Origin of the sequence: Bartonella clarridgeiae ATCC 51734 (assembly GCF_000518185.1) — a bacterium.
Taxonomy (GTDB): Bacteria; Pseudomonadota; Alphaproteobacteria; order Rhizobiales; family Rhizobiaceae; genus Bartonella; species Bartonella clarridgeiae.
In genome coordinates this window covers 105,974-126,418 of sequence record NZ_JADC01000009.1, presented here as the reverse complement: position 1 = coordinate 126,418, position 20,445 = coordinate 105,974, and the positions used below count along the sequence as shown (strand labels likewise).

The window sequence follows — 20,445 nt, the reverse complement described above, 5'->3', positions numbered from 1 at the left end:
CACTGTAGTCATAAAGCTCGTTATTGTTTTTCAAAGTTATTAATGACTAAAATTCGCATGACATTGATTACTACACAATCAACAACATCATGAATATAATTAATCACATTCTAAATTATATTCAGTTATCAAAAATACTCTCTCCTTCCCCGCTTTTCTCACTGACTAGAAATAAAATTAATCTTCCACACCCAGTGATAGCAAAAAATATACACGCAGTTATTATCGACTAAAAACTCATTGGGCCTCGACTAAATTTTGGTCTGCCTTTTTTCTTTTTATCTTTTGAATTTCTTGAATTACCAGATACAAAAGTTACACGTATCGGTTCTGTTATTTCTTTCCACTCGCTATAAAAAATACGACCATCATCTAAAACAGAATCTTTCAAAAAATCCTTATTGTACTGACTAACGTAAGAAGTAGAATCAATAATCGGCACTTCCTCTTTAAAACCGGATCCTCGAACTGTAGAAACTGTAATTATAGTGAAACCCAAAACTGCAACAAGATACTTCATATTCATAATTTATCTCCCTTTTCTATATTATAAAATACAAAACGTGTTTTTTTATAAATCATTTCATAATACATATCTACAAAAAAATGATGCAGACACAGAAAAAATAAAAACCCTGTCCTTGACCGAGTCTCCCTATAATTTACTCTCATAACAAATTAAAATTTATGAAATCCACCAATGCAAAAATCATTAATAAAGAAAACTTTAAATAAAATCTTAATAATATTTTGTATGCTAAATGATATCGCTTAGCTATTCAAAATTAATGCTTAACCTTAGAAAACCAAAAGGTATTTTTATTTCATCTATTTCATTAACCAATCCAATAAGCTTTTTATAGGTTTAATTTGATTTGAAAAATACCTTACCAAATTCATTTTTCTGAATAGCGCATTCACTTATTACTAAAAATTACTAAAAACAATCCTAACAACGATAAAAAAACCTCATTTTCATAAAAATTCATTTTTTACCTACCATCATATTTTATAATACATAATGTATTTTATGTATTATAAAAATAACAGTGGATACTCCTAAAATGATATGGGAGGAAAAATTTGTAATGTGCAGATATTCTGTATAACTACACCAACTATTTCTTCTGTTTTCGATTCCACAAATAAATTTTAAAGCTCAAACATGGGCAAAGATATCAACTTCTGACCATCCCAAAAGATCAAGCTTTGCTCTTACAGGCAAAAATTGAAAACACGCCTTTGCAATATCTTCTCGTTCTTCGCGTTTTAAACGTTCTTCAAATATATTTTTTAAACGATGTAGATATAAAACATCAGAGGCCGCATACTCAATTTGTGCACGCGATAAAGCATCTGCTGCCCAATCTGATGATTGTTGCTGTTTAGAAATATTAATATTCAGTAATTCACTACAAATTTCCTTCAAACCATGACGATCAGTATAAGTACGCGTCAATTTTGAGGCAATCTTTGTGCAAAAAACAACATCGGGTATCACACCAAATGTATGTGCTAAAATAGCAAGATCAAAACGCCCAAAATGAAATATTTTGGTAATTGCTTTATCTTCAAGCAATGCAACCAAATTAGGAGCCCTATTTTGTCCTTTAGCAACCTGTATAATATCAGCAGTACCATCTCCAGAAGAAAGTTGAACCACACATAAACGATCACGGTGTGGTTTCAATCCTAAAGTTTCGGTATCAATTGCAATAGAATTAACACAATAATTATCCAAATTTGGTAAATCACCTTGATGAACACGAATCTCTACCATTTATTCTCCTATTTGCTAAGGCTGCAAGAATGCGTACCCAAGACCGCTGCCCCTTATGAAATGATTTTAAATTATATTTCTCATTAGGTGAATGAATCCGATCATCAGCTAATGCAAATCCAACCAAGATAGTTTCCATATTAAAAATTGACTGAAAATCCTCAACGATTGGAATCGAGCCCCCCATAGCAGTTAATAAAGCAGGAGTCTTCCATTCTTGAAATAAAGCATCCTGTGCTGCTTGAATAAAAGGCGAATCATAAGGAAGTTGGATAGCTTTAGAAGCACCATGCTCTTTAAATGCAACTGTACAATCCGCAGGAACAAGAAAGCGCACATAATCACGAAAAGCCTGGCGTATCTTTTCTGGATTCTGCTTATGCACTAAACGAAAAGAAATTTTCGCATACGCTTGAGCAGGAATCACCGTCTTAAATCCTTCGCCCTCATATCCTCCACTAATGCCATTGATTTCTGCTGTAGGACGAGCCCATACTTGTTCTAAAAGACTCCGTCCCTTTTCTCCAGCAGAAATAGAAAGACCAATAGAACCAAGAAATGTCTCAGCATTACAACACAGTTTATCCCATGATTGTAAAATCTGTAAAGGCGTTTCTTCTACACCATCATAAAATTCAGGCAGCGTTACTCTACCATTTTCATCATGAAGTCCTGCCAAAATTTTAGCTAAAATGCGAATGGGATTAGCTGCTGCGCCTCCAAAATAACCCGAGTGGAGATCACAATTAGCTGCCGTAACAATAATCTCTTCTCCTAAAATACCCCGAAGACTAACAGAAATCGATGGTGTATTCGCATCCCACATTGAGGTATCACAAACTAATGCACAATCAGCCTTAAATTCATCAATATTTGCCTTTAAAAAAGGAATAAGTGAAGATGAACCACTTTCTTCTTCACCTTCTAACAAAATAGTGACCTTTACAGGAAGCTGTTTTGTTTCCTCTTTAAAGGCACGACATGCCTCAATAAAAGTCATAAGTTGGCCCTTATCATCTGAAGCACCACGAGCACAAATGATCTTGTTTCCATTTTGCTCTTTTAAAGAAGGCTCAAACGGATTATCTTCCCATAAATTCAATGGATCAACTGGTTGGACATCATAATGCCCATAAAACAAAACATGCAAACAATCATCAGAAGGTCCTGGATGATGTCCAACAACTATTGGATGACCAGGTGTATCACGGCGTGAAGCTGTGAAGCCTATACTTTTCAAATCCTCCACCAACCAATCAGCTGTTTTACGACATTCATCTTTATATTTTGGATCTGTAGAAATAGATTGAAAACGTAAAAGAGAAAAAAGATGTTCAAGGCTTTTTTCTAGATTCCTATCAAGATGTTCTAGCACTTTATTAAGCATAAAAAAAACTTTCAATCTTTGCAGAATTATAGATATGACTTTAAGCTTGTTACAGGATTTTGCAAGACAGATTATTCATTTTTGACATTGTGGACAATAAAAGCTTGAACGTCCTGACTGTAAAATACGCACAATAGGTATCTCACAATTCAAACATTCTTTTCCTTCACGTCCATAAACTGAAAAATAGTGTTGAAAATACCCAAGTGACCCATCTGCATGCATATAATCACGTAAAGAAGTTCCCCCCGCGACAATCGCTTCAGTGATCACATCACATATATTTTGTGCAAGAAAATTTGCAGATTCTAGCATACATAAATCTTCTAATGCCAATGTAAATGCACTACGCTGTGGTGATAAGTGACTACGCCAAAGTGCTTCACAAACATAAATATTTCCAAGACCAGCAACAATAGACTGATCAAGCAAAGCAGTTTTAAGAGACGTTTTTTTATTAACAAAAGCTTTTTTCAAATAAGCGCCAGAAAGCGTATTTTTCATAGGCTCAACCCCTAGCCTCTTTAAAAGTGGATGTTCATAAAGCTTTCTTGTATCTGTTAAAAGCATAAAACCAAAACGGCGAACATCATTATAAGTGAGACGATAAATTCTATCATCTTTTGCCTGAACATTTATAATACAATGATCATGCGCAACTAATTTGCTTACAGAAGAATGCTCTTTTTTTAAAAATTCACCTTCTATACGCCACGATCCTGACATACCTAAATGACTCAAAATCGTTTCATTGCGTGAAAGATAGAATAATAAATATTTGGCACGACGACCAAGTTTTACGATCGTTCTGCCCACCAATCGCTCAGAAAATGCTTCTGGAAAAGGAAAACGCAAATTTTTACGATTAAGTTTAACAGATATAATTTTTGCACCAGTTAAAAAGGGATTAAGTCCACGGCGAATTGTTTCTACTTCAGGAAGTTCAGGCATTATCTCCCTAATGATTTCATATTTGTAAATTAAACCCACTCACCCCGACGAAATACAGGAATTTTTGCACCATCTTGCATAATACCGTCTATGTTAATTTCATTTGATCCAATCATCCAGTCAATATGAATAATACTCTTATTCCCACCACGCATTGCAATATCTTCTGCAGTTAATGCCGCTCCATTTAAAAAGCATTTAGAATAACATTGTCCTAAAGCGATATGACATGCAGCATTTTCATCAAACAATGTATTATAAAAAAGTAAACCACTCTTAGAAATAGGTGAAGAATGAGGAACAAGAGCAACTTCACCCAATCGACTAGCCCCCTCATCACTTTGTAAAACCCGTTGCAAAACTTCCTGTCCCTTTGAAGCAGACGCATTGATAATACGCCCTTCTTCAAAACGCACTTCAATATTATCAATGAGCGTTCCTTGATAGGAAAGTGGCTTTGTTGAACGAACAAAACCATCAACTTTATAAGCATGAGGAGTCGTAAATACTTCTTCAGTTGGAATGTTAGGGTTACAGACAACACCATTTTGAGCTATCGAGGTACCTCCATGCCATTCATGTTCATCTGCTAAACCAACCGTTAAATTGGTTCCTGGACCTATAAAATGCAAAGCAGCAAAACGTTGTTCATTAAGCCAAGATGAACGTTGCTTTAAATTAGCATTGTGTGCATGCCATTCATATACAGCATTATCTTGTGTCACACGTGAAGCAGAAAAAATAGCTTCTGCTAATTTCTGAACTGCTTTATCAAGAGGCAAATCAGAAAACATTGCGATAGCCCATTCCGGAGTTGGATAAGCGATAATCGACCAATTAATCGTAAAATTCGATATTTTGTTAAGAGCTGGCTGATAAGCCATCGAAGTAGCTTTATTCAAACGTGAAATTTTATCCAAATCTTGATTGGAAAACAACAACGGATCATCACCAACAATCGCCAAACGTGCAGCTCCATTTTCAAAAGCTTTTGCCATTCCTTCATAAAGCCAAGAAGGTGCACAATCAAAACTAGCAGAATGAGCATTTTCAAAACGGATAAGTGATAATGCTTCATCACCAAAAAGTGGTGTAATAACACCAGCACCAGCCTTATAAGCATAATAAGTTATCCGCCGAACCAAAGGTAAAGCTTTAACTGGAGCAGTCAAAACAAGATCCTGTCCTTCTTGTAAATTGAGCCCTACTTTTATTGCGACTTCTGCAAGGCGGTCAAGCATTTCAGGAGAAATCATCTCATCGATATCAAAACGCATACCCCCATCCCTTAATTTAACTACAGAAAAAATTACCGACTTTTATGCCGTTCTTCTAACATTGCAACAACTGCATTTAACTGGTGTGGTAAAGGCATAGTATACGCTACAATTGTTGTGCTTTCTCTTAGCTCATTTTCACGACGAGGCGCAAATTTAGGAATAGGGATTCTATCAAGTTGCGCAACACCAAAAGGCATAGAACTCTTTTTATCTGCTTGTGCAATCGCTATTGAAGCAGGTACTTCCTGTATCTCTGCTGTTCTTATTTTTCTACTTTCCATAGTTGAATTCACAAAGTTGGGCATATTGCCAGAATGTTCTTGAGAAAAAGCAAACGCAACATCATAAGGACTGTCATTAACCGGAACTTGAAGCGATCCATCACGCCGACGTTTTTCATAGAAAGCGTTACCTCCCGCAACACGAACATAATGCATGTTCTGATAAGGGAAAGATAAACCAGCAGTATGGAAAAACATGGCATTTTTACTTTTTTTATCCCTTTCACCACGTAAAACAGCATCGGCAGCTTCTTTAACACGAGCAACAGACGCCTTTTCAAGCATAGGACGCGTTAAAACACCGGGAGCGAACTGTTTTCGTTGACCAACAACACCACAAATAGTCTTTGGATAAGCGCTTGAATTTACACGGTTCATAACAACCGTTCCAACAGCAATCATTCCCTCACGACTTGAACGATTCGATTCAAAATACATTGCACGCATAAGACATTGGCGCTCTGTTAATGGATACTCGACTGATTTAGTTTTTTTATGGTTGCTCACTTTTTGAAAGTTCACATGATTCGAGGAACATCCAACAATAACCGATAATATAACACAAAGGATAATAATAACCCACTGATTTTTCTTCATTTCACACATACGTTCCTATGTCTTTAAATATCTAAAGTTCAAGTGAATTTTTAAATACAACTCAAAAAAGTATATAATTCATTATTAACTTTTTAGTAAATTTTTAACACGATATAATTGCCAAAAAGCATTTATACACAAAAAACAATAAAAAAATCTTAATCTAAAACATCTCTCATTGCCTAAATCATCCAATGAATCATTTTGTCATTATTAAAATTAAGCGTTACACATAACCACCCAAAACTTTTATAGTTACATAGTATTCGGTAACCATAAACATCACACTTCAGCACTACCCAAAGCTTTTTAAACAAAAAAATATAACTTCGTGAATACATAAAAATTTTTGTCAGACTCAAATGCAATCCATTACAGATTTGAAAATCTTTAAGGCATCTAGTTAACACTAAAGGCAAAGCCTCTTACAATTGGTTCATTAAAAATAAAAACCTAATTTGTTTTCTTCTCATTTACTCCAACTGTATATGTCATATCATCACGGGGGCGACCAGACGTCATATGGTGACCTGTTATAATATAATGAAGCGTTTCAGCAATATTGGTAACATGATCCCCAATCCGTTCGATATTCTTTGCACAAAAAAGTAAGTGCGTACAAACTGTAATATTACGCATATCTTCCATCATATAAGTCAAAAGTTCGCGAAAAAGAGAGGTGTACAAAGAATCAATTTTATCATCACTTTCGCGTACTGCATCAATGCGATCCAATAAACGACTCGTATAAGCATCAAGCACTTCCTTTAATTGATTGCGTGCTAAAGCTGTAATCGTTTCAAGCCCACGGTAAAAAGCTGCAGGTTGACGTGTTTCCGAAATAGCAACTGTCCGTTTTGCAATGTTTTTTGCCATATCTCCAATTCGCTCAAGATCAGAAGCAATACGGATAGCACCAACAATTTCACGTAAATCAACAGCCATTGGTTGGCGTTTACAAATAATGGTAATAGCTTTTTCATCAAGATCACGTTCTGCTTCATCCAAAAATAAATCATCGGCAATAACTGTAGCAGCTAACTCAGGATCATCACACACAATTGATGCCACAGAACGTTCAATCATTCTTTCAGCATGGCGACCCATTTCCGAAATCTTGGATTCCAAATATTCTAATTCTATATCATAAGAATGAACAATATGACTCATAGATAATACCTTATACCCTTCAATTCACTTACCCAAAACGCCCAGTAATATAATCCTGCGTCCGTTGCTCTTTTGGTGAAGTAAACATCATTTCTGTTGCACCAACTTCTACCAAGTGCCCTAAATGGAACATAGCTGTATATTGAGAAACACGGGCCGCTTGCTGCATAGAGTGTGTCACAATAACGATTGTATAATTTTCTCTTAGCGCATCGATCAGTTCTTCAATACGTGCCGTTGCAATTGGATCAAGAGCTGAACAGGGCTCATCCATCAAGATAACTTCAGGACTTACAGCAATAGCACGTGCAATACACAAACGCTGTTGCTGTCCGCCTGATAAACTCGTTCCTGGCCCATGAAGACGATCTTTTACTTCTTCGAATAATCCAGCCTGTATCAAACTTTTTTCAACAATATCCTGCAATTCAGTACGAGATTTCGCTAAACCGTGAATACGTGGTCCATAAGCAACATTCTCAAAAATAGATTTTGGAAAAGGATTAGGCTTTTGAAAAACCATCCCAACACGCGCACGCAATTCTACAACATCAATACGTGAATCATAAATATTTTCCTCATCTAAAGTAATCAGACCTGTTACTTTAGCACCTTCAATTGTATCATTCATACGGTTAAAACATCGTAAAAAAGTCGATTTTCCACACCCTGAAGGTCCAATTAATGCAGTAACTTGATGTTCAATAATATCAAGAGTAATGCCATGAATCGCTTCTTTCTTTCCATACAAAACACGAACATCTTGACCACGCATTTTGATCTTCATGTTAGATTCAACCTCGGTTTTATGCATAAACTCTCCCAAAATTACCAACGTCGTTCAAACCGCCGGCGCAAAATAACTGCTGAAATATTCATAAAAACGAGAAAAACCATTAGTATAATAATAGCACCTGATGTCTTCTCAACAAAAGCACGTTCTGCTTCACTTGCCCACATAAAAATTTGAACAGGCAAAGCTGTTGCAGGATCCATCGGTGTCATAGGAATATCTACAACAAAAGCAACCATCCCAATCAAAAGCAAAGGCGCTGTCTCACCTAACGCCTGAGCCAAACCAATAATTGTACCTGTCAGAATACCAGGCGCTGCTAAAGGAATAACATGGTGAAAAACCATTTGTGTCTTCGATGCACCCAATCCTAAAGCTCCTGCACGAATAGAGAATGGAACAGCTCGTAAAGCAGAACGCGTAGCAATAATAATTGTTGGTAATGTCATAAGAGCTAAGACAAGCCCTCCAACAAAAGATGCTGAACGCGGCATTCCCATAAAGTTGATAAAAACAGCAAGTCCTAAAAGACCAAAAACAATCGAAGGAACAGCAGCAAGATTATTAATATTAATTTCAATAAAATCTGTGAATTTATTTTTTCGCGCATATTCTTCAAGATAAAGAGCTGTCGCTATCCCAATTGGCAATGAAATTACTAAAACAATAATCATCATATAAAAAGAACCAATCATTGCGACACCTAATCCCGAAGTCTCAGGACGACTTGATGCACCAAACGTAAAAAAATGACGATTGAAAGTCTTATAAAGAGTACCGTCATTAATTAAATATTTCATCCATTTTATCTGTTGATCAGAAATCTTTCGATTTTTTTCTGGTACATGTAAATCAATCTGGCCCTTACATGCTGAATCAATATTTGCTGCAGCTAAAACTTTAATTTTTTGCGTTGTTCCAATCAAATTTGGATTTTTTGTAATTATATCACGCAATTGAACACGGACACTCTGCGAAAACATACGGTTAATATCACGCATAGATGGTTGATCATTTTGATCTACTCCAAGTTTTTCTGCCAAAGCATTCCGTACAAGAAGTGGGTAATTGGCAGTTATTAATATCTTTGGATTACTCTCACGCTGACCACCCGGATCAATTACTTTTTCATCCAAATAAACCGACAAAATCATCTCATTTTGAAAAAATGCTGTATAACCTTGACTGATAATAGACCATAAAAGAGCTACCAAAAAAAACAAACTAATAAAAATAGCACTTAAACCATAAGCGCGAAAACGACGCTCAGCTCGATAACGACCTTTAAGGCCAATATTACGACGATGCGCAAAAAAAACTTCACTCATTCATATCGTTCCTGATATTTACGCACTATGCAAAGAGCTAAAATATTCATTAAAAGAGTCAGAATAAAAAGCGTCATCCCTAAAGCAAAAGCCACAAGTGTCTGTGGAGAATTAAACTCAAAATCACCCGTCAATTGATTAACAATTTTAACCGTCATTGTGGTCATCGCCTCAAATGGATTAAAAGTCAAATTTGCTGCAACACCGGCCGCTAATACCACAATCATTGTCTCTCCAATCGCACGTGATGCTGTCAACAAAAGTGCTCCCACAATCCCAGGAATTGCAGCGGGTATAACTACTTTTTTAATTGTTTCAGATTGTGTTGCTCCTAAACCATAAGAACCTTCACGTAAAAAACGTGGAACGGCACTAATGATATCATCTGACAAAGATGAAACAAAAGGAATCAACATAATTCCCATGACAATACCAGCTGTCAAAACACTTTGAGCCATAATAAAATTAATCCCACCAGAAAGAGACAGTGAAAGATCCTGCAAAAAAGGCCCTACAATCTTCAAAGCAAAAAAACCGTATACAATAGTTGGAATACCAGCAAGTACTTCTAATAATGGTTTCACAATCGACCGTAATCGAGTTGAAGCATATTCAGCCATATAAAGAGCAGCAAATAACCCAACAGGTACAGCAAAAAGCATAGCGACAAAAGCAATATAAAGCGTACCAGCTAAAAGCGGTATTAAACCAAACTGTCCCACACTATCTTCTGCATGATTCATTGAAAAACGAGGATCCCATACTGTTCCAAAAAAGAAATTTGAAAATGATACAGATTGAAAGAAATTCATTGTTTGAAAGAACATAGAAATCGCAATACCAACTGTTGTTAAAATAGCAATTGTAGATGCACAAACCAATCCAATAACAATCAAATACTCGACTTTATTACGGGCACGTTGGCACGGAGAAACTTGCATAAGTCCAACAATAAAACAGCAAAGTGTAATAATAAAAAACAAAATATGACCAATAAATTGCAATTTTTCAGAAAAAGAATACCATGACTCTGCAACTCTCAACATGTAATCCGGCACTGTTACAGGCAAAATAAACCCTTGCGCTAACAATTGGCCTCGTACATCCTCATATAAAGCAGCATTAATAGTTCCTTTAAAGTGAGGTATCATTTTAACTAAACTGCGGATAAGTCCATGATTATTTATTTCTGTCGTATACACCATATATGCTTCTAGCTCTCGTGAAGTAGTATATTCCAAATAAACAGAACTGCTACCATTCCAAAAAATCAAAAAAATTAGAGCCGGAACAATAGTTATTAAAAATGTCCACCAACCATAATAATGTGCACGAGAATGCATCTTGAATCCTGAACGTTGAAGGAAACAGGCTCGCATATAAGAAATGAAAAAGCCAACAACACCAAAAATCAACAGAAGAACAATAATGAAAGAAACAGCCATTTTGTTTTTCAATTTCTACAAAAAAGAAACATAAAAGAATTCCCCATTATCAACGCAAAAAGTTATTGCAAAACCATGACTTTACCAGAATAAAAAGCATCTCGTTGTACCTGTCTTTCTCGTTCAGAAATAGGAATTAAGCCGTACTCAGTTAATGGACTATGTAGACCAATCATTTGATCAGAAAGAAACAAATCAACATATTCCTGCATACCTGGAACAATAGCTAAATGCAATTTCTTAACGTAGAAAAACAATGGACGTGAAATCAAATATGAGCCATTAGAAATTGTTTCAGCACTTGGATAAATACCATTAATAGATGCAACCTTAAGTTTATCTGCATTGTTTTCATAAAAAAACAAACCAAAAACTCCAATCCCTATTTTACCAGAAGTAAGACGAGCAAGGGTCTCAGAATAATCACCATCAATATCAATAGCTTTCCCATCTTTACGAACAGTAACACAAGCAGCATTAATCGCCTTATCATTCATCCCCAAAGCTTTCATCTGCTCAATTGCACCACTGGCTTTACAGCCAATAGCAAGCACCTTTTCTTCAAAAATTTCACGGGTTCCATGCTTTTCACCAGGAATATAAGCTGTAATTGTCCAATCAGGAAGATCACTATTAACTGCACTCCATTTCATAAACTCATTTGGTTGCAATTTCCCATCGACAATAACCTGCGCAGCTAATGCTCTATAAAGATCCACTGGCTGCAATTTCCAATCAGGACCATTGATATCTGTTGCAAAAACAATGCCATCATACCCAATACGCATTTCTTCAACATCCTTTACGCCAGCATCAAAACAAGATCGCAATTCATTTGGCTTCATTGCACGTGAAGTATGAACAATATCAATTGTATTATCCCCAATACCACGACAGAATTCCTTAATACCAGCTCCTGAACCTCCGGATTCAATAACAGGAACTTTAAAATTAGAGTACATTTCTCCAAAAATCTCAGCAACAATTTTCCCATAAGGCAAAACTGTCGATGAACCTACAATATGAACTCGATTGCGAGCATAACCAATATCAATCAATAATATAATAGATGAAACAAACCCTATTCCAATTGATAATAATTTGCTCATCTATAATTCCTTCAAATTTAATTCAAGATCTATCGTTTACATTACCGTGATATACAAAATTTAATTCATATCAGTTATAAAGGACATTTATAATTTTTTTTATAATAAACTATATTTTAGTCATCTATTTAAACAAATTTAATTTAAACGTTTAAGTTCAATAATATCCCAAAAAAGAGAAGCGATATCTGCACCTCCAAAACGTTTAATTTCACGAATTCCTGTGGGAGATGTAACATTGATTTCTGTTATATAATCTCCAATCACATCGATCCCTACGAGAAGAAAGCCACGTTTTTTCAAAGCAGGGCCAATACGTGCACAAATCTCATAATCACGTTCTGTCAAGTCAATACATTCTACGCGCCCTCCAACATGAATATTGGAACGAACATCCGTAGCTGTAGGAATCCGATTAATTGCTCCAACTGGCTCACCGTCAAGCAAAATAATTCGTTTATCTCCCTCTCTTACGCTCTCTAAATAACGCTGAACAATAAAAGGCTCTCTATAAATTTTTTCAAACATTTCTATAAGTGATGCGAAATTGCGATCATCTTGTTTTAAATGAAAAACACCTGCACCTCCATTCCCATAAAGTGGCTTAATAATAATATCGCCAAACATAGACCTAAATGCCTTCATTTCTTCAATATCCTTTGTAATCAATGTCTCTGGCATCAGATCAAAAAATTCAGTAACAAAAATCTTTTCCGGGCTATTGCGCACCCATACTGGATCGTTCACAACCAGTGTTTTAGGATGAATACGCTCTAAAAAATGAGTAGTAGTGATATAACTCATGTCAAAAGGAGGATCTTGTCGTAAAAGAACCACATCCATATCTAACAATTCTGTACGAATAGACTCGCCTAATTGGTAGTGAGATCCTTCTTCATCACACACAATCAGTGGCTCTAACCTTGCAATCACACACCCATCGCGTATAAATAAGCAGTCCGGTGTATAATGGAAAAGAGAATGTCCACGTTCTTGGGCTGCCAAAGCAAGTGCAAATGTAGTATCTCCTCGGATCTGAAGCGTCGCAATATGATCCATCTGAATAGCAATTTTCATTAATAAAACCTCCTACCGCTGAACACAAACGGGTCAAGCAAATATAAACTTATTAGATAGTAAAAGAAACTATGACAAGAGAGAGCCTATGATAAAAAAAATTAATGAAAAATTAAGTAAAGAGGAAATCGAACGCTACGCACGTCATATCATTCTTCCTGAAATTGGTGGAATAGGACAACAAAGGCTTAAAGCTGCACGCGTTCTTATCATTGGTGCGGGTGGTCTTGGAACTCCTGTCTTACTCTATCTTGCTGCAGCAGGCATTGGAACCATTGGAATTGTTGACGATGACATCGTTTCATTATCCAATTTACAACGTCAAGTTATTCATAGCACAAATACAATTAACCAATACAAAACTATTAGTGCCGAAACAACAATAAAAGCAATAAATCCTCATGTGAAAGTTGAAAAATATAATCTCCGTTTAAATAAAAGTAATGTGGATAAACTGCTTAACACCTATCACATTATTATTGACGGCAGCGATAATTTTACCACGCGCTATCTCCTCGCAGATCATGCTGCCCAATGCGCTAAACCTTTAATAAGCGGTGCTATACACAGATTCAAAGGTTCACTAACAGTACTTATGCCTTATAAAGATAATAATCCACACTATCGGGATTTATTTCCCAACCCACCAGCCCCAGACACTACCCCTACATGTGCCGAAACTGGAATCATCGGCGCTTTGCCTGGAGTTATCGGTACATTACAAGCAATGGAAGCAATTAAACTAATCACAAATATTGGCGAACCTTTAGTGGGAAAGCTTCTTCTTTATAACGTATTGTCAGCACAATTTGATATAATTTCCTATAAACGATCAGCTTCTAGCGCAAATGCAGCAGACATTAAAGTTTGAGTATAAGGATTTTGGGGACAAGAAAACATATGATCAGCAGAACTATATTCAACTATTCTGCCATGATGCATAACAATCACCTCATGCGCAAGCGCCTTAACAACTTTCAAATCATGACTAATAAACAGATAACCTAAATGATACTTTAGTTGCAAATAACGTAAAAGATCAACAATTTGTGCCTGCGCACTCATATCAAGAGATGATGTTGGTTCATCAAGCATAATAAAGCGTGGTTTAAGAATAATTGCACGTGCAAGAGCAATCCGTTGTCTCTGCCCACCAGAAAACTCATGAGGATAACGAAAACGGGTAGTAGGATCAAGATCAACTTCACACAAAGCTTCAATCACACGATCATTACGCTCAGAAGAAGAAAGTTTAGGCTCGTGAATTGATAACCCCTCAGCAATAATTTCACTTACAGACATACGTGGAGAAAGTGAACTAAAAGGATCTTGAAAAACAATCTGGATATGACGACGCAAAGAACGCATCTGCTTAAAATTAAAATTGCTTATATCAACACCATCAAAGATGATCTGACCTTTAGAAGAAAGCATTCGTGTCAACGCGAGTCCTAATGTTGTTTTTCCTGACCCCGACTCTCCTACTACACCAAGTGTTTGACCAGAACGAATTATAACATCAATATCCTGAACAGCTTTTACATAATCAACCGTCCGTCGAAGCAACCCTTTTTTAATTGGAAACCAAACTCGTACTTTCTGACCTTGAATCAAAACAGGTGCGTTATTATCAGCCTGAAGAGGATGATTTTTAGGCTCTGCTGATAATAATTGCTGTGTATAAGGATGTTGAGGATTTTTAAAAATTTCGTTTGTTGAACCATCTTCAATAATTTTTCCTTTTTTCATCACGTAGACACGATCTGCAATACGACGCACAATAGCCAAATTATGCGTAATAAAAAGCATTGACATTTTGTGATGTTTTTTAAGCTGTATTAATAATTCAAGAATTTGTGCTTGAACAGTCACATCAAGTGCAGTTGTTGGTTCATCAGCAATCAATAATTTTGGATTATTGGCAAGTGCCATTGCAATCATCACGCGTTGTCGTTGACCACCTGATAATTGATGGGGAAATGAATTCAAACGTTTTTGTGGTTCACTAATACCTACTTGTTTCAGTAAATCAATAATATGCACGCGCAACAGTTTATCAGAAATAACTGCATGCATTTTAAGGACTTCACCTATTTGACGTTCTACAGTATGTAAAGGATTAAGAGAAATCATCGGCTCCTGAAAAATCATGGCTATATCCTTGCCACGAATTTTACGCAAATCTTCTTCTTTCAGCTTCATTAAATCTTTATTATTAAAGAGAATTTCACCCGATTGATCAAGCCTTTTCAAAAAAGGCAATAATTGCAAAATAGATAGTGCTGTTATTGATTTTCCTGAACCTGATTCTCCAACAAAAGCAACTGTCTCCCCTTCCCGAATATTGAAAGAAACTTGTTTAAGAATATATTTTCTTGTCTCTTTCTGAAAAAATGCAACCGAAAGATCACGTACTGAAAGCAATTCTGTCATTATTTTATCTTTCGCGGATCAAAAGCGTCTCGAGCTGCTTCACCAATAAATGCCAACAACGATAATATCACAGCAATAACAACAAAACCTGTTATACCAATCCAAGGAGCATTTAAATTAGAGGTAGCCTGCCGCATTACTTCTCCTAAAGAAGCATAACCAGGAGGAAGACCAAAGCCTAAATAATCAAGCGATGTTAATAATGAAATCCCGGATGTCAATAAAAACGGCAGATAAGTTAAAGCAGCCACCATAGCATTAGGCAATAAATGATGCATCATAATAATCCTATCAGGAACACCTAAGGCGCGTGCAGCACTAATATAGGTAAAATTTCGTGCTCGTAAAAATTCTGCACGTACCACACCAACCAATACTACCCATTGAAAAAGCAGCATAACACCCAATAGCATCCAAAAGCCCTGTGCTAAAACTGCAGCCATAATAATCACTAAATAAAGTGATGGCACAGAAGACCATATTTCAATCAAACGCTGACAAATTAAATCAATCCAACCTCCGAAATAACCTTGAACTGCACCAGCTGTAATACCGATAATTGCAGAAATAACTGTTAAAAGAATACTAAAAATTATCGATACACGAAAACCATATAAAACCCGCGCAAAAATATCACGTGTCAGATCATCCGTTCCAAGCCAATTCCAGTGATTAATGGTACATTCTGGATCAGCACTTCCCTGTGCATAACTAATACAACGCTCCTCTTTGCTTTGGAGCCAAAAAGGAGGCGCTAATGCTAAAGTTTTATTCCCCACTACCGTATTATAGGAATAACGGACCAGTGGCCAAAATGCCCAACCATGTTGTGCTATTTCATTTTGAATGAAAGGATCACGAAAATCTGCTTTAGCTAAATTTCCACCAAATTTTTCATCAGGATAATCAAAAAAAATAGGAAAAAGGAGTTCTTCTTTATAAGAAACAATAATCGGACGATCATTAGCAATAAATTCTGCTAAAAAAGAACAAACACATAAAAATAAAAAGAACCACAATGACCACCAACCACGACGATTCTGTTTGAAATTATGCCAACGATGCGCATTTAATGGAGAAAGAAAAGTCCATCGTTTCAATTTATCATTACACAATCTATTATATCTTTCCTTTTCCATCATAAATCCTTTTTATCAAAGTCAATACGTGGATCAACCATCATATAAACAACATCAGAAATGAGGCTTATAATAAGACCAATTAACGAAAAAATATAAAGAGAAGCAAATACAACAGAATAATCACGATTAACAATAGACGTATAACTTAAAAGACCTATACCATTTAATGAATAGAGCATTTCAATTAATAAAGATCCACTAAAAAATGATCCCATAAAAGTCGCAGGAAAACAAGCTATGATAACTAAAATCGCATTACGAAACACGTGGATATAAAGAACTGAATGCTCACTTAAACCCTTAGCGCGAGCTGTAATAACATATTGCTGGCGAATTTCTTCCAGAAAACAATTTTTTGTCAACAATGTCGTTGTCGCGAAAGAAGAAATAACCATCGCTGTCAATGGTAAAACCAAATGGTACAAATAATCCAATATCTTTTCTCCAAAAGATAATGTATCAAAATTATCAGAAGTTAAATGACTCAATGGAAACCAATCAAAAAATGATCCCCCAGCAAAGAAAACCATTAAAAAAATACCAAAAAGAAAACTTGGAATCGCATAGCCAATAACAATAATGGTACTTGTCCATGCATCAAAAATAGACCCCTCCTTGAGAGCTTTACGGATTCCCAACGGTATAGAAATAGCGTAAGAAATTAATAATTGCCAAAAACCAAGAGAAAGAGACACAGGTAAGGCATCTTTAATAAGATCAATAACCAAACGTCCCTGTATATAAGACTCTCCAAAATCAAAACGCATATAACGACTAAGCATTGTTAAATAACGCTCCAAAGGGGGCTTATCAAAACCGAATTGTTTTTCAAGTCTGGCAATGAATTCTGGATCCAATCCCTGTGCACCACGATATTGAGAAGCCCCAGAGGATAATGATCTAACGTGAGCACTATCAGCAATAACATCAGAAGACAAATTAAAATCTCCGCCACCAGCTATGCGCCCTATAGCGTCTCCCCCTGTTCCTTGTAATTGAGCAATGATATTTTCAATAGGCCCACCTGGGGTAAATTGAACAATGATAAATGTCACTGTTAAAATACCAATAAGTGTCGGTATAATCAGAAGAAAACGCCGTGCAATATAAGCTGCCATTTCTTTCCTTTTCCCTTTCAATAACAACGTATTATATCATTTTAATGACGCATCAATAATAATTTTTAATAAATTCAAAAAACAAAATTACAAATAAAACCTAATTATATGAGTTTTTTTACATAAACTAATCTTGTTCATCATCTTGTGGTAGAGGGATAGAATGATCAGATAAGCTGCGTAAATAGAGTAAAAGATCAGCGCGGTCTTGATCATTTTTAATTCCACGAAAAGACATAATCGTTCCTGGAAAAGCTTGACGCGGTGATTGAAGATAACGATCCAAAGTAAAAAAATCCCATTTTTTATCAGAATTCGCACGCAATACTTTTGAATAAGAAAAATTTTTTACAATTGCAAAAGGACGGTTAACGATCCCCCAAAGTGGTGGACCAATACGATTAAATTCATCACGTTTAGAAGTATGGCAGATCGCACACTGACGAAAAATTTTCCGCCCATTCTCAAGATCACCTTGTTTAAGAAGGTCACTCAACAATAAGGATTCATCAGACATATTTTGTGTTTCTTTAAGCGTATCATCATTGGTAATTTTATAAGAATGTTGGACTGAATCATCATAAATCATATTGCTGATAGTAGAAATGCCCACTACAACAATCAACAAAAACAAACACGCACAAATTAAACAAACGAAGGTCGATCGATTCATAAAAATTTAAAGATTCATATTTCTATTATTATTTTCAGTTTAAGCTTTTCCCTTACAATGTACAAGATTATAAAAGATTATAAAAGCATCAAGCATACAATATTTGGAACTCTGTAATGACTCTTGAACCACTCATTCTTATCCCTGCACGCATGGGATCAACTCGTCTACCTGGTAAAGCTCTCGCAGAAATCGCTGGAAAACCTATGATCGTTCATGTTGCTGAACGGGCAAAAGAAGCTGCATTAGGGCGTATTATCGTTGCAACAGATCATGACAAAATTGCTCAAACCGTTACAGCTTATGGCCATGAATGTATCATAACCTGTACTAAGCATCTATCGGGATCCGATCGCATTTATGAAGCCTTAACCAAAGTTGATCCTGAACGACGCTATAATGCCATTTTGAATTTACAAGGTGATTTGCCAACAATAACGCCCAATGCCATCGTAAGTACCTTACGACCTCTAGAAAATAATTTAACTGATATTGCAACATTAGGGACAAAACTTGTTGAAGAGAATGAAAAAATAAACCCAAATGTTGTAAAAATTATTGGCACACCAATTGCTCAAAATCGCCTTCGTGCTCTTTATTTTACTCGTGCAACTGCACCTTACGGAGATGGACCTTTTTACCATCATATTGGATTATATGCTTACCGACGCGAATCTCTTGAACAATTTGTAAAACTTAAACTATCCACACTTGAAAAACGTGAAAAGCTTGAACAACTCCGCGCATTGGAAAATAATATGCGTATCGATGTAGAGATAATCGATACAACTTTTTTAAGTGTCGATACACAAAATGATCTTGATAGAGTCCGTAGAATTCTAACGTGAAACCAACTACAGAATCAATAAAATTTCTTTTTCAAAAAAGTATAGAACTAACTTCCATACTATTTGATTTAGTATGTCACAAGATTAAACAATATTTTTTGCTAACTAAACATAATCACGCTATAATGTTTTAAAAACAAAGGGGGGAATTTATATTAAATAATGAAAAAAAATTCTATCTCAAGGGCTAACTTCTGTAAGTATTTTGAGTATTAATGCTTTTGGGGGATTTGGCGAATATAAGTGGTTATTTCAACCTCATGAAAAACATATAATTCCTAAAACTGAGATATATAAAGAATTTTTTTGACAATTTTAGCCCTGCAGCCACATTTCGTTTAATATATACAGATCCTCGTGGCTTAAAACATCTGAAAGTTATTACTCAAAATCCACGTCAAATAACTCATAACAAAGACAAAAAATTATTTATTAGTAACTTATTAGTAGCGTTGATTAGGTTTCCGTTGGATAGGAGGGCCTTATACTTTTGAAAATATAACTGACAAAAAATTGTGGGAACAGATTGTGATAGGGGAATATATCATAAATAGTATCGCACTATTAAAATTTTAAAGTAAGCAAAACTTATTTCTATGTGAACATGCTTTTTCTGAATGCTCATCAAAAAATTCAGATACGAATTTTATTCACCTGTATCACATGTTTTTTGGTTCTTTCTTGATTTTTTATTTTAAATCTATAATATAAGCTAAAGGAGGTTGGTGATGGACGAACTACTCGCCAATCGGGTCAGGTCTGGAAAGAAGCAGCCCTAACGAGTTTCTGTACGGGTCATTGTGCCAATCTCCCTGTTTTTTAAATAAGCATATATCTACGTTTTAAAGTATAGCATTTTAGTTTTTAGGGTAGTATTTTATCTCAAAAAAGGAGAGATTTTGAGCTCTTTAAATTTAAAACGCTTTATTTTTAATAAAATACGCTGGTTGAAAAAACTCTCTTAATATTCAAAATACTTTCTGTTAATCTGTGCTCTCATCTTATAAATATATATCCAAGAGAGCTTCAAAAT

18 protein-coding genes and 1 other RNA gene are annotated in these 20,445 nt (G+C 35.6%); 3 read left to right on the top strand and 16 right to left on the bottom strand.

The window, feature by feature from the left end:
• Nucleotides 1-229 precede the first annotated feature (229 nt).
• The 12 genes from T420_RS0100965 to gshB all read right to left on the bottom strand — a co-directional run bounded on the left by T420_RS0100965 (nucleotide 230) and on the right by gshB (nucleotide 13,198).
• Entirely contained in the window at nucleotides 230-526 is a 297-nt protein-coding gene (locus tag T420_RS0100965; protein ID WP_013544545.1) for a hypothetical protein, read from the bottom strand.
• 633 nt (nucleotides 527-1,159) lie between these two features.
• Nucleotides 1,160-1,780: a ribonuclease D gene (locus tag T420_RS0100960; RefSeq protein ID WP_026501062.1), complete on the bottom strand. Its 621-nt coding sequence runs from the start codon at nucleotides 1,778-1,780 to the stop codon at nucleotides 1,160-1,162.
• Nucleotides 1,752-3,167, bottom strand: coding sequence for a M20/M25/M40 family metallo-hydrolase (locus tag T420_RS0100955; protein WP_013544543.1), 1,416 nt, complete (start codon nucleotides 3,165-3,167; stop codon nucleotides 1,752-1,754). The genes T420_RS0100960 and T420_RS0100955 overlap by 29 nt, the downstream gene beginning before the upstream one ends.
• Nucleotides 3,168-3,242: 75 nt before the next feature.
• The gene (gene mutM, locus T420_RS0100950; RefSeq protein WP_013544542.1) at nucleotides 3,243-4,118 is read right to left on the bottom strand and encodes a bifunctional DNA-formamidopyrimidine glycosylase/DNA-(apurinic or apyrimidinic site) lyase; all 876 of its coding nucleotides are present in this window, start codon (nucleotides 4,116-4,118) and stop codon (nucleotides 3,243-3,245) included.
• A gap of 29 nt (nucleotides 4,119-4,147) precedes the next feature.
• Nucleotides 4,148-5,395 (bottom strand): aminopeptidase, encoded by a 1,248-nt coding sequence (locus T420_RS0100945; RefSeq protein ID WP_013544541.1) that lies wholly within the window; start codon nucleotides 5,393-5,395, stop codon nucleotides 4,148-4,150.
• A 32-nt stretch (nucleotides 5,396-5,427) separates the two neighbouring features.
• On the bottom strand, nucleotides 5,428-6,276 hold the full coding sequence (locus tag T420_RS0100940) for a cell wall hydrolase (RefSeq protein ID WP_026501061.1): 849 nt from the start codon (nucleotides 6,274-6,276) through the stop codon (nucleotides 5,428-5,430).
• Nucleotides 6,277-6,729: 453 nt separating this feature from the next.
• The gene (phoU, locus tag T420_RS0100935) at nucleotides 6,730-7,446 is read right to left on the bottom strand and encodes a phosphate signaling complex protein PhoU (RefSeq protein ID WP_013544539.1); all 717 of its coding nucleotides are present in this window, start codon (nucleotides 7,444-7,446) and stop codon (nucleotides 6,730-6,732) included.
• 28 nt (nucleotides 7,447-7,474) lie between these two features.
• Nucleotides 7,475-8,233, bottom strand: coding sequence for a phosphate ABC transporter ATP-binding protein PstB (gene pstB, locus T420_RS0100930; protein WP_026501060.1), 759 nt, complete (start codon nucleotides 8,231-8,233; stop codon nucleotides 7,475-7,477).
• Nucleotides 8,234-8,274: 41 nt separating this feature from the next.
• A complete protein-coding gene (gene pstA / locus T420_RS0100925; protein ID WP_013544537.1) occupies nucleotides 8,275-9,567 on the bottom strand; it encodes a phosphate ABC transporter permease PstA in 1,293 nt (430 codons plus the stop codon).
• Nucleotides 9,564-11,012, bottom strand: coding sequence for a phosphate ABC transporter permease subunit PstC (gene pstC, locus T420_RS0100920; protein ID WP_013544536.1), 1,449 nt, complete (start codon nucleotides 11,010-11,012; stop codon nucleotides 9,564-9,566). Before pstC ends, pstA begins: the two co-directional genes overlap by 4 nt.
• 62 nt (nucleotides 11,013-11,074) lie before the next feature.
• Nucleotides 11,075-12,121 carry a PstS family phosphate ABC transporter substrate-binding protein gene (locus T420_RS0100915; RefSeq protein ID WP_013544535.1) on the bottom strand — a complete coding sequence of 349 codons (1,047 nt, stop codon included), beginning with the start codon at nucleotides 12,119-12,121 and terminating at the stop codon, nucleotides 11,075-11,077.
• A 138-nt stretch (nucleotides 12,122-12,259) separates the two neighbouring features.
• Nucleotides 12,260-13,198, bottom strand: coding sequence for a glutathione synthase (gene gshB / locus T420_RS0100910; RefSeq protein WP_013544534.1), 939 nt, complete (start codon nucleotides 13,196-13,198; stop codon nucleotides 12,260-12,262).
• Nucleotides 13,199-13,286: 88 nt separating this feature from the next.
• On the opposite strand from gshB, the gene T420_RS0100905 reads away from it, so the two are divergent.
• Nucleotides 13,287-14,069 (top strand): molybdopterin-synthase adenylyltransferase MoeB, encoded by a 783-nt coding sequence (locus T420_RS0100905; protein ID WP_013544533.1) that lies wholly within the window; start codon nucleotides 13,287-13,289, stop codon nucleotides 14,067-14,069.
• Here the strand turns inward: T420_RS0100905 and T420_RS0100900 are convergent.
• The 4 genes from T420_RS0100900 to T420_RS0100885 all read right to left on the bottom strand — a co-directional run bounded on the left by T420_RS0100900 (nucleotide 14,021) and on the right by T420_RS0100885 (nucleotide 18,564).
• Complete coding sequence (locus tag T420_RS0100900; protein ID WP_013544532.1) at nucleotides 14,021-15,631, bottom strand: ABC transporter ATP-binding protein; 1,611 nt, start codon at nucleotides 15,629-15,631, stop codon at nucleotides 14,021-14,023. The two genes, T420_RS0100905 and T420_RS0100900, sit on opposite strands and share 49 nt — an antisense overlap.
• Nucleotides 15,631-16,773, bottom strand: coding sequence for an ABC transporter permease (locus T420_RS0100895; RefSeq protein ID WP_155914823.1), 1,143 nt, complete (start codon nucleotides 16,771-16,773; stop codon nucleotides 15,631-15,633). Before T420_RS0100895 ends, T420_RS0100900 begins: the two co-directional genes overlap by 1 nt.
• The gene (locus tag T420_RS0100890; RefSeq protein WP_013544530.1) at nucleotides 16,770-17,891 is read right to left on the bottom strand and encodes a microcin C ABC transporter permease YejB; all 1,122 of its coding nucleotides are present in this window, start codon (nucleotides 17,889-17,891) and stop codon (nucleotides 16,770-16,772) included. The genes T420_RS0100895 and T420_RS0100890 overlap by 4 nt, the downstream gene beginning before the upstream one ends.
• A 127-nt stretch (nucleotides 17,892-18,018) precedes the next feature.
• A complete protein-coding gene (locus tag T420_RS0100885) occupies nucleotides 18,019-18,564 on the bottom strand; it encodes a c-type cytochrome (RefSeq protein ID WP_026501059.1) in 546 nt (181 codons plus the stop codon).
• Between the two features lie 116 nt (nucleotides 18,565-18,680).
• Here T420_RS0100885 and T420_RS0100880 point away from each other — a divergent pair, with 116 nt between their 5' ends.
• Together T420_RS0100880 and ffs are read left to right on the top strand one after the other, a co-directional pair.
• Complete coding sequence (locus T420_RS0100880) at nucleotides 18,681-19,412, top strand: 3-deoxy-manno-octulosonate cytidylyltransferase (protein ID WP_013544528.1); 732 nt, start codon at nucleotides 18,681-18,683, stop codon at nucleotides 19,410-19,412.
• 717 nt (nucleotides 19,413-20,129) lie between these two features.
• An RNA gene (ffs, locus tag T420_RS07160) (signal recognition particle sRNA small type) lies at nucleotides 20,130-20,227 on the top strand.
• Nucleotides 20,228-20,445 lie beyond the last annotated feature (218 nt).

Bases quoted from the DNA above. Each gene is read 5' to 3' on its own strand.
- T420_RS0100965 (WP_013544545.1), bottom strand. From the start codon at position 526: ATGAATATGAAGTATCTTGTTGCAGTTTTGGGTTTCACTATAATTACA.
- T420_RS0100960 (WP_026501062.1), bottom strand. From the start codon at position 1,780: ATGGTAGAGATTCGTGTTCATCAAGGTGATTTACCAAATTTGGATAAT.
- T420_RS0100955 (WP_013544543.1), bottom strand. From the start codon at position 3,167: ATGCTTAATAAAGTGCTAGAACATCTTGATAGGAATCTAGAAAAAAGC.
- mutM (WP_013544542.1), bottom strand. From the start codon at position 4,118: ATGCCTGAACTTCCTGAAGTAGAAACAATTCGCCGTGGACTTAATCCC.
- T420_RS0100945 (WP_013544541.1), bottom strand. From the start codon at position 5,395: ATGCGTTTTGATATCGATGAGATGATTTCTCCTGAAATGCTTGACCGC.
- T420_RS0100940 (WP_026501061.1), bottom strand. From the start codon at position 6,276: ATGAAGAAAAATCAGTGGGTTATTATTATCCTTTGTGTTATATTATCG.
- phoU (WP_013544539.1), bottom strand. From the start codon at position 7,446: ATGAGTCATATTGTTCATTCTTATGATATAGAATTAGAATATTTGGAA.
- pstB (WP_026501060.1), bottom strand. From the start codon at position 8,233: ATGAAGATCAAAATGCGTGGTCAAGATGTTCGTGTTTTGTATGGAAAG.
- pstA (WP_013544537.1), bottom strand. From the start codon at position 9,567: ATGAGTGAAGTTTTTTTTGCGCATCGTCGTAATATTGGCCTTAAAGGT.
- pstC (WP_013544536.1), bottom strand. From the start codon at position 11,012: ATGGCTGTTTCTTTCATTATTGTTCTTCTGTTGATTTTTGGTGTTGTT.
- T420_RS0100915 (WP_013544535.1), bottom strand. From the start codon at position 12,121: ATGAGCAAATTATTATCAATTGGAATAGGGTTTGTTTCATCTATTATA.
- gshB (WP_013544534.1), bottom strand. From the start codon at position 13,198: ATGAAAATTGCTATTCAGATGGATCATATTGCGACGCTTCAGATCCGA.
- T420_RS0100905 (WP_013544533.1), top strand. From the start codon at position 13,287: ATGATAAAAAAAATTAATGAAAAATTAAGTAAAGAGGAAATCGAACGC.
- T420_RS0100900 (WP_013544532.1), bottom strand. From the start codon at position 15,631: ATGACAGAATTGCTTTCAGTACGTGATCTTTCGGTTGCATTTTTTCAG.
- T420_RS0100895 (WP_155914823.1), bottom strand. From the start codon at position 16,773: ATGATGGAAAAGGAAAGATATAATAGATTGTGTAATGATAAATTGAAA.
- T420_RS0100890 (WP_013544530.1), bottom strand. From the start codon at position 17,891: ATGGCAGCTTATATTGCACGGCGTTTTCTTCTGATTATACCGACACTT.
- T420_RS0100885 (WP_026501059.1), bottom strand. From the start codon at position 18,564: ATGAATCGATCGACCTTCGTTTGTTTAATTTGTGCGTGTTTGTTTTTG.
- T420_RS0100880 (WP_013544528.1), top strand. From the start codon at position 18,681: ATGACTCTTGAACCACTCATTCTTATCCCTGCACGCATGGGATCAACT.